The organism is Pseudarthrobacter raffinosi (assembly GCF_023913735.1).
GTDB lineage: Bacteria > Actinomycetota > Actinomycetes > Actinomycetales > Micrococcaceae > Arthrobacter > Arthrobacter raffinosi.
The window spans coordinates 80,712-93,670 of the sequence record NZ_JAMXBH010000009.1 but is presented as its reverse complement, the minus strand read 5'-3'; the positions used below and the strand labels follow the sequence as shown (position 1 = coordinate 93,670).

12 protein-coding genes are annotated in these 12,959 nt (G+C 65.9%); 2 read left to right on the top strand and 10 right to left on the bottom strand.

Annotated features, from left to right (window positions below):
• Positions 1-48: 48 nt before the first annotated feature.
• From nrdI to NG698_RS09975, 7 genes are all read right to left on the bottom strand, one after another.
• Positions 49-513 (bottom strand): class Ib ribonucleoside-diphosphate reductase assembly flavoprotein NrdI, encoded by a 465-nt coding sequence (gene nrdI, locus NG698_RS10005; protein WP_252609616.1) that lies wholly within the window; start codon positions 511-513, stop codon positions 49-51.
• Between the two features lie 66 nt (positions 514-579).
• Complete coding sequence (nrdH, locus tag NG698_RS10000; protein WP_013601222.1) at positions 580-825, bottom strand: glutaredoxin-like protein NrdH; 246 nt, start codon at positions 823-825, stop codon at positions 580-582.
• A 289-nt stretch (positions 826-1,114) separates the two neighbouring features.
• Positions 1,115-2,701, bottom strand: a complete 1,587-nt coding sequence (locus NG698_RS09995) for an AfsR/SARP family transcriptional regulator (protein WP_252609528.1) — start codon at positions 2,699-2,701, stop codon at positions 1,115-1,117.
• A 157-nt stretch (positions 2,702-2,858) separates the two neighbouring features.
• Positions 2,859-3,158 (bottom strand): hypothetical protein, encoded by a 300-nt coding sequence (locus NG698_RS09990; RefSeq protein WP_252609526.1) that lies wholly within the window; start codon positions 3,156-3,158, stop codon positions 2,859-2,861.
• Positions 3,159-3,209: 51 nt separating this feature from the next.
• The gene (locus NG698_RS09985; RefSeq protein WP_252609524.1) at positions 3,210-4,583 is read right to left on the bottom strand and encodes a class I SAM-dependent methyltransferase; all 1,374 of its coding nucleotides are present in this window, start codon (positions 4,581-4,583) and stop codon (positions 3,210-3,212) included.
• The gene (locus NG698_RS09980) at positions 4,580-5,311 is read right to left on the bottom strand and encodes a DUF1365 domain-containing protein (protein WP_252609522.1); all 732 of its coding nucleotides are present in this window, start codon (positions 5,309-5,311) and stop codon (positions 4,580-4,582) included. Before NG698_RS09980 ends, NG698_RS09985 begins: the two co-directional genes overlap by 4 nt.
• The gene (locus NG698_RS09975) at positions 5,308-6,717 is read right to left on the bottom strand and encodes an NAD(P)/FAD-dependent oxidoreductase (RefSeq protein ID WP_252609520.1); all 1,410 of its coding nucleotides are present in this window, start codon (positions 6,715-6,717) and stop codon (positions 5,308-5,310) included. Before NG698_RS09975 ends, NG698_RS09980 begins: the two co-directional genes overlap by 4 nt.
• 152 nt (positions 6,718-6,869) lie before the next feature.
• Between NG698_RS09975 and NG698_RS09970 the strand changes: the two genes are divergently transcribed.
• Together NG698_RS09970 and NG698_RS09965 are read left to right on the top strand one after the other, a co-directional pair.
• Positions 6,870-7,787 carry a LysR family transcriptional regulator gene (locus NG698_RS09970; protein ID WP_252599504.1) on the top strand — a complete coding sequence of 306 codons (918 nt, stop codon included), beginning with the start codon at positions 6,870-6,872 and terminating at the stop codon, positions 7,785-7,787.
• A gap of 45 nt (positions 7,788-7,832) precedes the next feature.
• Entirely contained in the window at positions 7,833-8,339 is a 507-nt protein-coding gene (locus NG698_RS09965) for a DUF2004 domain-containing protein (RefSeq protein ID WP_104060889.1), read from the top strand.
• A gap of 108 nt (positions 8,340-8,447) precedes the next feature.
• Here NG698_RS09965 and metE read toward each other — a convergent pair whose 3' ends face one another.
• The 3 genes from metE to NG698_RS09950 all read right to left on the bottom strand — a co-directional run bounded on the left by metE (position 8,448) and on the right by NG698_RS09950 (position 12,935).
• A complete protein-coding gene (metE, locus tag NG698_RS09960; RefSeq protein ID WP_252609518.1) occupies positions 8,448-10,787 on the bottom strand; it encodes a 5-methyltetrahydropteroyltriglutamate--homocysteine S-methyltransferase in 2,340 nt (779 codons plus the stop codon).
• A gap of 56 nt (positions 10,788-10,843) precedes the next feature.
• On the bottom strand, positions 10,844-11,809 hold the full coding sequence (locus tag NG698_RS09955) for a methylenetetrahydrofolate reductase (protein WP_252599506.1): 966 nt from the start codon (positions 11,807-11,809) through the stop codon (positions 10,844-10,846).
• A gap of 376 nt (positions 11,810-12,185) precedes the next feature.
• A complete protein-coding gene (locus NG698_RS09950; protein ID WP_252609517.1) occupies positions 12,186-12,935 on the bottom strand; it encodes a hypothetical protein in 750 nt (249 codons plus the stop codon).
• Positions 12,936-12,959: the final 24 nt, after the last annotated feature.

Sequence of the window (12,959 nt, the reverse complement as noted above, 5' to 3'; positions counted from 1 at the left end):
GCTTTTCGACGGCGGCGCCTGCGCGGGTGCCCTGGCCTTCGGCCCTGGTTACTTCTGTGTCTGCGACAGTCGTGTCCAAAACGTGTCCAATCCATTGTGTACGCGGGCGACGTCTTCTGGCGTGCCCATAAGTTCAAATCTGTAAAGCCGGGGGACGTTGCACTTGGCGGCAATGATGTCCGCTGCCATGCAGTAGTTGTCCCCGAAGTTTGTGTTGCCTGCACCGATAACCCCACGGATCAGTTGCCTGTTCCGCGGGTTGTTCAGAAAGCGGATCACCTGCTTGGGCACTGAGCCCTCTCCCCCGGTGCCCCCGTACGTCGGCACCACCAGCACGTAAGGCCGGGTGGCGAGAAGGCGTGCATCCTTTGTATGGAGCGGGATCCGTGCCAGCTCACGTCCGAGCTTCGCGACAAAGCGGCTGGTGTTCTCGGAGGTGGAGGAAAAGTAGATGAGCTGGCTCTGTGTGGTGACAGGCTGCAACGGGTCCACCTGGGCCCTGGCCACTGCCAGTGCTGACACGGGAGTCACCTCATGTGTGGGTATTGAAAGTTGCCGGCTGGCGAAAAGTGCAGGGCCTTAGGCCACGGAGGAAACGGCAGACAGCGCCAGTTCCTCGATCTTGTCCGGGCGGAAGCCTGACCAGTGGTCCTGGTCCGTGACTACAACAGGTGCCTGCATGTAGCCCAGCGCCTTCAGGCGCTCGAGGGCCTCGGCGTCCTGGGAGATGTCAACGCTCTGGTAAGTGATGCCCTTTTTGTCCAGCGCACGGTAGGTTGCGTTGCACTGTACACACGCAGGTTTGGTGTAAACCGTAACGGTCATGGTCCCTGTCCCCTTTATCGAAATCTTCGCTCGTCTTTGTCCCGCCCAAGCTGTACGTCGATACTACATGTAGTGCAGACGGCTCTTCGGAACCCCAAGATGATGTATTACAAGTATGTCATTTAATGCACTTTTAATCCACAGGCAGAGGCCCTCAAAATGTCCGGAATCCCGCCGTTTTTGCGGACGTCATCCACACCCTGTGGAGTACTTAGCCACATTTTCCGACCCGGCGTGTCGCCTGCGGGACGGCGTGTCGCGCGTGGCTCGAACAGGCCAAACCGGAGTCTTAGCTCCGTACCGTGGGCAGCGACGCCAAGAGGCCCATGGCGCGGTCGAGCAGGTCATCCATGCTTCCCCGGGCCGCTCCGGCCACAGCCTGCCTCGCCACGGCATCCGCACGGACCGTGTCCCCGGACTCCAGCGCCGCGCTGGCCTCTGCCAGGAGGATCTCAACCTGTACCCAGGCGTACGAATCAGTGACCCGGCTGCAGAGGATCCCCGCGTTCTTCATCCACTCCAGTGCAGTATCGGCGTTGCCTTCCAGCAAATGCGTGAGCCCGATGGTCTTCGCAGCAAGGCCTTCCCAGCAGGGGTCCTGCAGCTGGCGTGCGAGCGCGAAGGTTGCCTCCGCCTGCTCCCGGACCACCCCGGGCCGTTCTCCATCGGACAGACGGGCATGGGCCAGCCACGCTTCCGGCCAGGGCCGGAATGCCGTCCAGCGTTCGCGGCGGGCCAGTTCGCAGGATTGCCGGGCCCATTCTCCGGCCTCGTCCACGCGGCCCAGGAGGAACAGGCTTCGTGCCCCCAGTCCCAGGTTCCAGGCTTCACGCCTGACGGCACCGGCACTCCGGCTCAGTTCGACGGCGGCAGCGAACTGGTCGGCACCTGCTTCAAGCTTGCCCCAGTCGCTGAGGTTCATGGCTTCAAACCCGGCGATCGCCGCGTCGAGGGACGGATCCCCGGTTGCCAGCCCGCGGGCAGTTTCCAGGTATCCGGCGGCACTGGCCCGCCGTCCGGCGAGGATGTCAACATATGCCAGCTCTGACAGCGCCTTTGCCGCTACCGGCTCCGCGCCGGCGGCAGACGCCAGGTCTACGGCGGCGGCAAGAATGATAGAGCCTTCGTCGTCGTAGCCTCGAATTGAGTGGACGAGCGCCGCGCCGAGCTCGGTCAGGCAGCGGCTCAGCAGTTCCTTGTCGCCGGATAACTCGGCTGCGGCGGACGCTCCGCGCAGGCATTCGATCCCGGCGTCGGCAGCGCCGGCTGACAGGGCGGCAAGCCCGGCCTCGCACAGGGACTGGGCGGACGCGCGGGCTGAAACACCGGGTACCGGCGCAGCGACGGCGGGCCGTGCGGCCGCGCGGAGGGCCGCGGTGGGCCTTGTTCCGAGCTCGGCGGCGAACATTGCTTCGCTGACGTCGGCCTGCCGGAGGGCAGCGTCCACATCACCGGATGAGGCCAGCGCCTTGACCAGCAGGATGTGCGGCCCTTCTTCGAAGGGCGCCCGTGCCACCATGGCCCGGGAAAGTTCCACGGCCCGGGCGGACTGCCGGGCAGAAAGCGCCCGAAGAGCGGCCTGCCTCAGGGCGCTGAGCACCTCACTGTCCACCCTCTGGCGCTCCACCAGGAGCCAGGACTCAAACCCTGGCGATCCCTTGACGTCGATCCCTTCCAGGAAGTGCCCTTCGGGAATCTCCGTTTCCAGCACGCCCCGCGAGAGTTCGGCCACGTCCACAGCTGTATCCGGACCGAGCCCGTGCGAGACAGGGTTGCCCCGGAAAGCTTCGGCCAGGCCCGTTTTCCGACGCAGTTCAGCCAGCGTCCACCGCAGTGCCCCCATGGGATCGTCGGCGTCAGAAAACAGCTCATCCACGAGAACCTGGCGGGAAACCGGCCCCGATGACCGGACCAGCCTCCCCAATACGGCCCAGCTCTTGTGGCCTCTGGGCCCGGGAATCGGCTGGCCGTCGCGTTCAAGACCCAATCTGCCGATCAACCGAAGGCGCAGCACAAGCACAATGTAGCAACGCTCAGGCAGCCAGCACCAGAGCGGGTGCCGGATTGAGCTGCGCCAGGAGTTCAGCCTGGGCGGGCGCAACCAACTCACGCACCAACACACCGTGAACGATGCCAAATGCCCGCAGCCGGGCTACCTCCGAACCGTCCCAGTCATTGAGCGCGGCCGCCGCGCCCGGCGCAAACTGCTGGACCGCGGATGCCATCATCTCCAGGGTCCGGCGATCCCTCTGGGTGCCCTCAGCCACGATACGGTCGGCTGTGAGGGTGATGAAGGTATTCAGTTCTGCTGTGGTGTTCCAATTAGTTTCCATAACTGGAGTTTCCAGCGCCGGCGTGTGACCGTGCGTGTGACCACCTGAAAATTAAAGCTGAGCCTCCCTGCGGTCCAGCACAATCTGCTGCACGTCCAGGTAGCCGGACTGGAAACCCGCCCGTGAATAGCACAGGTAGAACAGCCACATCCGCTGGAACACGGCGTCGAACCCCAGCCCGCCCACCTCCAGTGAGCGGGCCATGAACCGCCCCTCCCAGAGGCGCAGGGTCGCGGCGTAGTGATCGCCCAGGCCCATCCGTTCCCGCACGCGGAGTGTGGTGTGCTGCTGGGTCACGCTTTCGATGGCCCGCACTGAGGGAAGGAAGCCACCGGGGAAAATGTACTTGTGCACCCAGGTGTACGCGTTGCGCGTAGCCAGCATGCGGCCGTGCGGCATGGTGATGGCCTGGATGGCCACCTTCCCGCCCGGGGCCAGCACGCGGTCAATGGTCTGGAAGTAGATGGGCCAGTACTCATAACCAACCGCCTCGATCATCTCCACCGACACCACGGCGTCGAACTCGCCCTCCACGGCCCGGTAATCCTGCAGCGCAACCGTCACCTGGTCTGCGTAACCGGCAGCCGCAATCCTTTCCTGCGCCAGCGCCCGCTGCTCACTGGACAGCGTCACGCTGTAAACGGTGGCACCACGGGCTGCTGCCCGGAGGGCCAGTTCACCCCAGCCGGTGCCGATCTCCAGCAGCCGCGTGCCTGATCCGACGCCGGCCTTGTCCAGCAGCCTGTCGATCTTGGTCTGCTGGGCCTCCGCCAACGCGTCCCACGGGACCGCATCCAGCGCACCGTCGCTCAGCGGGAAAAGCGCCGAGGAGTAGCTCATGGTGGTGTCCAGGAAGTGGGAGAAGAGCTCGTTGGAGAGGTCGTAGTGCCGCGAGATGTTGCTGCGCGTGTTGTGCTCTTCGTTGCGTTCCTGCCGCGGCGTCCGCGGCAGGTACAGGGTCCGCAGCTTCTGCAGCGGTGCGGGGATCAAGGTGTCCACGGATGCGGCGAAGACCTCCAGCACTCCGGCGAGGTCTGATGCTTCCCAGTCCCCCGCCATAAACGATTCGCCCAGCCCGATCAGGCCATTGTCACCGATCCGAACTTCGAACGCTGCCGGCCTGAGCATGGTCATCACCGGTGCGTCCGGGCCACCGGCGCCCAGCACCGAACCGTCCGGGTAGGCAATGCGCAGGGGCAGCCGGCGTACGGCCGCCTTGAACAGCAGGCCGGCGGCCTTGCCCGCCACCAGCGCTTTAGTGCCCGACGGCGCGTGGGCAACACCGGGCCACACTTCCGGATCGATGGTGGCCGGCGACGCCGGTACCCCGGCAGCGGTCCGTTCCGTCACCGGGTGCCGTGCGGCTGACTTCGCGGCGGAGACCTCCGCAGTCGCGGCTGTTCCGTTCTCATCGGTCATGGTCATTGGACTGCCTCCTGTGAGGGGTGATGTGGTTTTTTGATGACTGGCAGGCGTCGAGCCCAGAGTTTGATGCCCTGGATCCGGATCAGCGCCGATACCAGCAGCGGCGCGGCCGGGACGGCAATGGCCGCTGCCAGGATGTTCCTGACGGTGGCCGGGTGCCGGTCCCCGTCCATGGTTGCGGCGAACGGCCGTTGACCTTCCCGCTCCAGGACGATGGAGACGGACAGCCGTTGCTCCGGGGCGGGCAGCTTCATCCGGTACTGCCCGTCAACGTCATTGAACGGTGAAACGTAGAAGGCCTTGGGCACGCTGGCCCGGCCGGAAAGATCCGTTTCCAGGAGGTAGCAGTGGCGTTCGCCGTAGGTGTTGTGGACCTCGGCGATGACGCACTGCAGCTCCCCGGACATCCGGTAGCACCAGAAGATGGTGAGCGGGTTGAAGACGTGGCCGAAAACCCGGGCGCTGGTCAGCATCCGGATGGCCCCGCCGTCGGGCTCTATCCCCCGGGTCAGCAGGAACCGTTCCACGTTGCTGCGGATGGTGTCCTCGGGATCGCCGAGGTGGTCGGCGGCCCGGAAGACAGCCAGCGGCCGCATGAGCCGGGGCAGGACGGGGATCCGGTCCACGTCCACAAACCAGCTGTAGCTCCGGTAGGTGAACGCATTCTTCAGCGGCGTCTGGCGCACGTGGGAAATGGACGTGCGGTAGATGGCTGCGGTTGAGCTCATGCGCCCTCCGAGGCTGGGAGCAGTTCGGGCTCGGGTGCCTGGATCCCGGAAGTGTCCCAGGTGCGTCCCAGGCTCGCGGCGGCACGGACACCGGCCAGGGCGCCGTCCTCATGGAACCCCCAGCCCAGGTAGGCGCCGGCGTAGGCAATGCGGTCATCACTCAGGGCCGCAATGCGCTGCTGTGCCCGCAATGATTCGGGGGTGTACTGGGGGTGTTCGTAGACCATGCGTTCAAGGACCCGGTCCTCGGCGATGAGCTCGGACTCCCCCAGGCTCACCAGGTACGGCTGGCCATCGGCCGGCTCCAGGCGCTGCAGACGGGTGAGGTCGTAGCTGACCAGCACCTTGTCCGGGCGGGCTTCGCAGCCCGGGAGCCGGTAGTTCCAGGACGCCCTGGCATTGTCCGCGGAGGGCAAAACGGCCGGGTCCCGGTGGAAAACCGTGTGGTTGACCGAGTACGGCATCTGCCCCAGGGCTTCCCTTTCGGCCGGCGTGGCGTCCGCGAGGAAGCCCAGGGCCTGGGCCGGGTGCGTGGCGATGACCACGGCCTCGAAATCCTCGACTCCGTGGTCGGTGTCCACTTCCACGCCGAGGGCGTGGCGCCGGATAGCGGTGACCGGGCTGCTAAGCCTGATGTCCGGGAGCGTGGCGGCCAACTTCGCCACGTACTGCCCCGAACCGCCGGTGACCGTCCGCCACTGCGGCGAACCCTTGACGCCCAGCATGCCGTGGTGGCCCAAAAACGTGAAGAGGTAGCGCGCCGGATAGGACAGTGCCGTGGTGGGATCGCACGACCACACCGCGCTGACCACCGGCGTCATGAAATGGGAGATGAAGTACTTGCTGAAGCGTTCCTTTGCCAGGAAGTCACCGAGGGTCAGCTCCGCGCCGCCCGCACCAGGGCCGGCGTCGGACGCGGGAGCCGACTCAATCAGAGTGCGGGCCCTGCGGTAGAAGCGCATGAGCTCCAGCAGCATCAGCAGGTAGCGTCCGCGCAGCAGGCTGGACGGGCGGGCGATGATGCCGCGACCGCCCCCACGGGCCCCGGCGTATTCCAGGCCGCAGCCGTCACAGCGGACGGACATACTCATTTCGGAGTCCTGCGTCTCCACGCCCAGCTCGGCGAACAGCCGCAGCAGGGTGGGATAGGTCCGCTCGTTGTGGACGATGAAGCCGGTGTCGATGCCGAGGACGGATCCATCCGGCTGCGCGACATTGTGGGTGTGGGCGTGGCCGCCCAGCCTGCTGTCCGCCTCGAAAAGGGTGACGTTGTCTTGCCGGTTCAGGACATACGCGGCCGTCAGGCCGGCCACTCCGCTGCCCACGACGGCGATGCGCCGTCCGTGCGGCTTGAAGGTCGAGTTCCCTGCCAAAGACACTGTTTTGCTCCCCTGCTCGGACTGCATGTGCGCTTGCTCGGTGCAAACTCTCTAGGGGCAGTTCGACGCCGTGGGGCCGGTGGATGACTGAGTTGCGGTAAATCTTTGTGCCAGAATGAAGCGGGCGTTCCATCCCCGGCACACCGCAGTGCCAAGGCGGCCCTGACCGAAGGACAGCGTTGGTAAATCCCGTACATCTGAAGACCCTCCTGGAAGTTACCCGGCTGGGCTCGTTCGCGGCCGCAGCGGCACGCCTGGGCTACACGGCGTCGGCTGTCTCGCAACAGATGTCCGCCCTGGAACGCGAAACGGGCGTGGTCCTGTTCCAGCGTTCGGCCCGCAGCGTGGTCCCCACGGAAGCGGCGGAAGTGATGACCCGGCACGCCGCGAAGGTGCTGACGGACATCGAAGCGCTGATGGCGGCAGCCTCCAAGACACACAGCAGCACCAGCCAGGAGCTCCGGCTGGGAATCTTCCCCAGCCTGGCTACCTATGTCCTCCCGCGCATCCTGAAGAATCCGGCGTGGAAGGACCTGGCCATCGACCTCAAAGTAACGGTGGCCGAACCGGCCCAGACCATCCAGGGACTGCGCACCGGCGGAGAGCTGGATGTGGCGCTCGTTTTCCAGGTGGGCCAGTCCGGGCTCGCCTGGCCGCACACTATTAACCGGCAGTGGATCGGCGATGACAACTTCCGCGTAGTGCTCCCCGCGGGCTGGGGTTTCCGCACGGACGCCAAGGTGGCGGCGGACCATTTGTCCGAGCTGCCCTGGATCATGCACCACCCCGGGAGCCCCGATGCCGTAGTGATTGAGCGTCTCTTTGCCAGCTGCAACCTGCATCCGCGCGTGGTGGCCCACAGCGACGACTTCCATGCCAGCCTCGAAATGGCGGCCGCCGGACTGGGCGCGGCGCTGGTGCCCGAGCTCGCATTGCGGAACCGGCCGGCCGGCGTTGTAGTGCTGGACGTTCCCGAGATCCGGCTGGCCCGGAACGTGTTTGCCCTGCTCATCAACGAGAAGAAGACCGCCCGGGTGCAGCTGTTTGTGGACCTGCTCGCCGAGACGATGGCCGCTGCGGGGTCCTCAGGCAATTAGCCCGGAATGCTGGAAAGCGCAGCACTTGGGGGCTATGTTGAAGGTATGAACAGGGTAGCGAGCCAGCACTTTGGAGAAATCGAGCTCAACCACGGCAGGGATCACAACATCGCCGCCAAACATGAGCTGGGTGGCCAGGTACTGGAACTTGACCTGAACATCAACGCACACGACCACTTTGACGAAGCGGCCATGCACAAGGTGGACTACCGGCTGCGGTTCCTCCCCGAACTGGTGGATGAGGTGCGGCAGATGATCGCCGACGAGCTGGAGCAGGAAGGCACCAGCCCCCAGGAATACCTCCACTTCCACTGCAGCGCCCTCAAGGACGAGCACCTGCAGAAAGTCTTCGGCGTGGAGGAACGCAGCCAGCTCACCAACGACGTCTTCCTCAAAGCCCTCAAACTCGGCCACGTGGGCATCTTCCCCGGACAGCCTGAACGCTACTTCGTGATGGACTTCACCCTGGGCTCACACTTCACGGACGAGGTCCTGGTGGTAGCCGCCGACGAAGACGGCGTGGTGGACGACGAAATCCTCTGGGAGTCCTGAACCCTTAACGCACGACGGCGGCCGGTCACCTTTCGGTGACCGGCCGCCCGTTCGCTATCCGGTGGTTGAGCTTGTCCAGGTTTCGACAAGCTCAACCACCGGGTGTTGTTACTTCGCGGACTCCAGCAGGCCGGCGCGGACCGTCTTGGTGGCCTTGACCAGGTTGCGCAGGGACTCTTCGGTCTCGGCGTAGCCGCGGGTCTTCAGGCCGCAGTCCGGGTTGACCCAGAGCTGGCGTGACGGGACGTGCTTGACGGCGGTGGCCAGGAGTTCAGTGACCTCCGCTTCGCCCGGAACACGCGGCGAGTGGATGTCGTAGACGCCCGGACCAACGCCGCGGCCGAAGCCGTGGGACTCGAGGTCGTGGACAACCTCCATGCGGGACCGTGCTGCTTCGATGGAGGTGACGTCGGCGTCGAGGCCGTCAATGGCGTCGATGATCACGCCGAATTCCGAGTAGCAGAGGTGGGTGTGGATCTGCGTGGCGTCGGCCGCACCGGCGGTGGCCAGTCGGAAGGAATCCACTGACCACAACAGGTAAGCGGCGTGGTCGGCCTTGCGCAGCGGCAGGAGTTCGCGCAGTGCGGGCTCGTCCACCTGGATGACCTTGATGCCGGCAGCCTCGAGGTCCGCGATTTCGTCGCGGAGGGCCAGGCCAACCTGGTTGGCGGTCTCGCCCAGGGGCTGGTCGTCGCGGACGAAGGACCAGGCCAGGATGGTGACCGGACCGGTGAGCATGCCCTTCATGGGCTTGCTGGTCAGCGACTGGGCGTACTCGGCCCAGGCCACCGTGATGGGGGCGCTGCGGGTGACGTCGCCCCAGAGGATGGACGGGCGGGTGCAGCGGGAGCCGTAGGACTGGACCCAGCCGTGGACCGTGACGTCGAAGCCTTCGAGGTTCTCGGCGAAGTACTGGACCATGTCGTTGCGCTCGGGCTCGCCGTGCACCAGGACGTCGTAGCCGAGCTCTTCCTGCAGCTCGACGACGCGCTTGATCTCGTCCTTCATGAGCTGCTCGTACTGCTCGTTGGTGAGGTCGCCCTTGTTGTTGCGGGCACGCGCCGAGCGGATTTCGGACGTCTGCGGGAAGGAACCGATGGTGGTGGTGGGCAACGGCGGCAGGTGCAGGGCCTCTTCCTGGGCGGCTTCGCGGACTGCGTAGGCGGAGCGGCTGAAGTCCGCCGGGGTCAGAGCCCCGATGCGGGCACGGACGTCGTCGCGGCGCACGCCCTCGGCAGTGGCGCGGGCGGCGATGACGGCCGATGCCTCGTCGATGGCTGCCTTGGCGGAGGCCGGATCGGCCAGGTAGGACGCGAGGGTCTTGACCTCTACGGCCTTCTGGTCGGCGAACGCGAGCCAGCTGCGCAGCTCGTCGGAGAGCTGGCCTTCTTCAGTGACGTCGTGCGGCACGTGCTGGGTGGAGGTAGAGGTGCTGACGGCGATCCGGCCGGCGGCAGCCTTCAGTTCGTCCAGCTTGGCGGCGGCGACGGCGAGGTCGTTGCGCCAGATGTTGTGGCCGTCAACGACGCCGGCAACCAGGGTCTTGTTGCCAAGGCCGGCCAGGGCCGCTGCGGAGGGGACCGCACCCTTGAAGGCGTCGATGTGCAGGGCGTCGATGTTGGTGGCGGCAAGCGTGCCCAGCTGGCCATCGAGGGCGCCGTACGGGGTGGAGACGAGGATCTGCGGGCGCTTGGCTGCACCGGAGAGGACTTCGTAGGCGCGGGCAACGGCTGCTTCGATTTCTGCGGCCGGGGTGTCCTGATCAACAACCAGTGCGGGCTCGTCAAGCTGGATCCAGCTGGCGCCTGCGGCGGCGAGCTTCTCGAGCAGCTGTACGTAAACCGGCAGGACGTCTTCGAGGCGGGACAGCGGAGCGAAGCCTGCGGGGGCCTCATCTGAAGCCTTGGAGAGCAGCAGGTAAGTGACCGGGCCAACGATGTACGGGCGGGTCTCGATGCCGTTGGCCAGGGCGAACTCGAATTCATCAACGATGCGGTTGGAGGCGAGGGTGAACTCGGTCTCCGGGCCGATCTCCGGAACGAGGTAGTGGTAGTTCGTGTCGAACCACTTGGTCATTTCCAGTGGCTGCTGGTCCTTGGTGCCACGGGCCAGGGTGAAGTAGCCGTCGATGTCGAGCTGGCCTTCGGCGTTGAGGAGCTTGCCGAAGCGGGCCGGGACAGCGCCGAGGTGGGCGGTGGCGTCCAGGACCTGGTCGTAGTAGGAGAACGTGCCCGGAACAGCGGCGGCTTCGGTGAGGCCCAGTTCCTGCAGGCGCTTGGCGATGGTCAGCTGGATGCCCTTGGCGGCGGCGTCCAGGGCAGCAGCGTCGATCTTGCCGGCCCAGTAGGCTTCGATGGCCTTTTTGAGCTCGCGGCGGCGGCCGATGCGCGGGTAGCCGAGGAGTGACGCGGCCGGGAACGGAGTGGCGGGGGTGTTCTGTTCAGTCATGGGAGATTCCTTGAGTGTTAGTGGAAACTGTGAATGGTCTGGCGGATGTTGGAAGGTCAGCTGGCGAGCTGGCGCCGGAGGGTGGCGCTGCGGCGGGCAACTGAACGGGACTGGCGCGGAAGTGCCAGTTTGTCCAGCACCTCCAGCGCGCTCTGGTGTTCGTTGAAGGTGTAGATGTGGATGCCCGGCGCTCCGGCCTCGAGGGCCGCGTTGGCCAGGTCCACCGTGGCCCGGACACCGATCCGGAGTCGTTCGCTGTCGCTGTCCGCCGCGGCCAGGCGGGCCAGGAGTTCCGGTGCCGGTTCAACGCCGGTCAGTTCGCCGAGCCGTGTGACCCGGCGCAGGCTGGTGAGCGGCATAACGCCCGGGATGATGGGGATGGTGACCCCGGCCCGGCGTGCGCGGCTGATGAGGTTCGCGTACTGCTCGGTATGGAAGAAGACCTGCGTGATGGCAAAGTCGGCGCCGGAACGCTGCTTGGCGAGCAGCACCTCGACGTCGTGGGCTTCACTGGGTGATTCCGGGTGCCGGGTGGGGTACGCGGCGACGCCCACGGCGATCTTGCCTGCACACAGCAGGGCCGACCGCCGCTGTTCAACCCGCCGGATAAGTTCGATCAGGTCCTGCGCATACCGCAGTGACCCTGCGGCGAGCGGTGCACCGTCCTTGGGCTGGTCGCCCCGGAGGGCCAGGATGCCCCGGACCCCGGTGTCCAGGAGGTCGCCGATGATCTCCGCAAGTTCCTCCGGCGTGTTGCCCACGCAGGTGAGGTGGGCGAGGGGCCGGAGCGTGGTTTCCAGGAGGAGCCTGTTGATGAGTTCGACGGCGGTGTCCCGGTTCGAGCCACTGGCACCGTAGGTGACGGAGACATAGTCCGGCTCGGTGGTTTCCAGTTCCCGGATGGTGGTCCAGAGCGACTCGGCCGCGGCCGGCGAGCGGGGCGGGAAGAGCTCGTACGAGAGCGCCACGGGGGCAGTCTCGGTGAGGTTCGGATGCGTTTCAATAAGGCTTGGCGGTGACATTTGCGTCCTTGGCTTTGGGCCATTGCCGGCTACCGGTCAGCAAATGTGACGGTGAAGCCGGGAATGAATTTGAGTTTGGGAACACGAAAAACTCCACAGGGACGCAGCCGCGACTGTTACGCCTGTAATGAAGTTGTCCGTGAGCAAATGTCAGGCCCACATGGGGGCACCCACACCCTCCACAATCGGAGGATCGCTGACACGTTACCTCGGTAACTTGTATAGAACTCTAGGAGCCCGCGGGGCACCCTTCAAGTCCACTGCCGAATTAAGACGCAGCTTTACGGCGTGTTTCGCATTGGTGCAGAATTTTGTTCGCCATATTGGTCAACGGATTCATCGGGGCATACTGCAGACCCGCCGCTGCCTTGGCCTGTTACCAGGGCCGGTCAACACCCGGCCCGAAGCCATCGTCCCGGAGGTACTCGTCCCGCTCCTGCCCGGAATTCCGCTCGCTTTGGGCTTCCCTGGCGCTGTCCCTGAGCTGCTCAAGCTGGCTCTGCTGGCCCGGATCCGCCGGAAGCGCGTCCTGCCCAGGCGCTTCCGGCGGTTGCGGGGTGGTGTTGTCCGCAGCCGCTGCATCGGCCTTTTGCTGCAGCCGCTCCGCCGCCTGTTTCAGTTGCTCCCCCGCGCCGGATTCGGCGCTGGCATCAGCGCCGGCATCCGCGCCGGAGGCAAAGCAGCCCTCCGGAGCAGCCTCCACCACCGCAACGCCTTCGGCGAACAGCCGGGCCGCCGCCGTCGGATCTTCTGTTTTGGCCTCGGCGTCACCGAGGCGTTCGATGGTGAGGGCCAGGTTGACCCGGACGACGCACTCGTCGGCCGGGCCCGCCAGGGACAGTGCTTCCTCGAAACGTTGGCGGGCACCAGCGAAGTCCCCGGCGAGGAACAGGCCGTCACCCTCGGCGAACGGCGCCTTGTGCGGCTCGATGAAATTGGCGGTCCTCAGTCCGCCCGCAGCATCCGCCACGCTGCCGGAGTCCCCGGCCGCGAAGGACCGGGCAGCAGTGTCGGCGAGGATGCCCACGCTGAGCATCTTCGCGGCCAGGCACAGGACCAGGAGTGCGGGCAGCGCAGACCACCACAACAGCCGACGGCGTCGCTCCCGCCGGTCCCGCGAGGTCACTGGCGGTGCCTGTTTCTGCGGTGC

Bases quoted from the DNA above. Each gene is read 5' to 3' on its own strand.
- nrdH (WP_013601222.1), bottom strand. From the start codon at position 825: ATGACCGTTACGGTTTACACCAAACCTGCGTGTGTACAGTGCAACGCA.
- NG698_RS09990 (WP_252609526.1), bottom strand. From the start codon at position 3,158: ATGGAAACTAATTGGAACACCACAGCAGAACTGAATACCTTCATCACC.
- NG698_RS09985 (WP_252609524.1), bottom strand. From the start codon at position 4,583: ATGACCATGACCGATGAGAACGGAACAGCCGCGACTGCGGAGGTCTCC.
- NG698_RS09980 (WP_252609522.1), bottom strand. From the start codon at position 5,311: ATGAGCTCAACCGCAGCCATCTACCGCACGTCCATTTCCCACGTGCGC.
- NG698_RS09975 (WP_252609520.1), bottom strand. From the start codon at position 6,717: ATGCAGTCCGAGCAGGGGAGCAAAACAGTGTCTTTGGCAGGGAACTCG.
- NG698_RS09965 (WP_104060889.1), top strand. From the start codon at position 7,833: ATGAACAGGGTAGCGAGCCAGCACTTTGGAGAAATCGAGCTCAACCAC.
- metE (WP_252609518.1), bottom strand. From the start codon at position 10,787: ATGACTGAACAGAACACCCCCGCCACTCCGTTCCCGGCCGCGTCACTC.
- NG698_RS09955 (WP_252599506.1), bottom strand. From the start codon at position 11,809: ATGTCACCGCCAAGCCTTATTGAAACGCATCCGAACCTCACCGAGACT.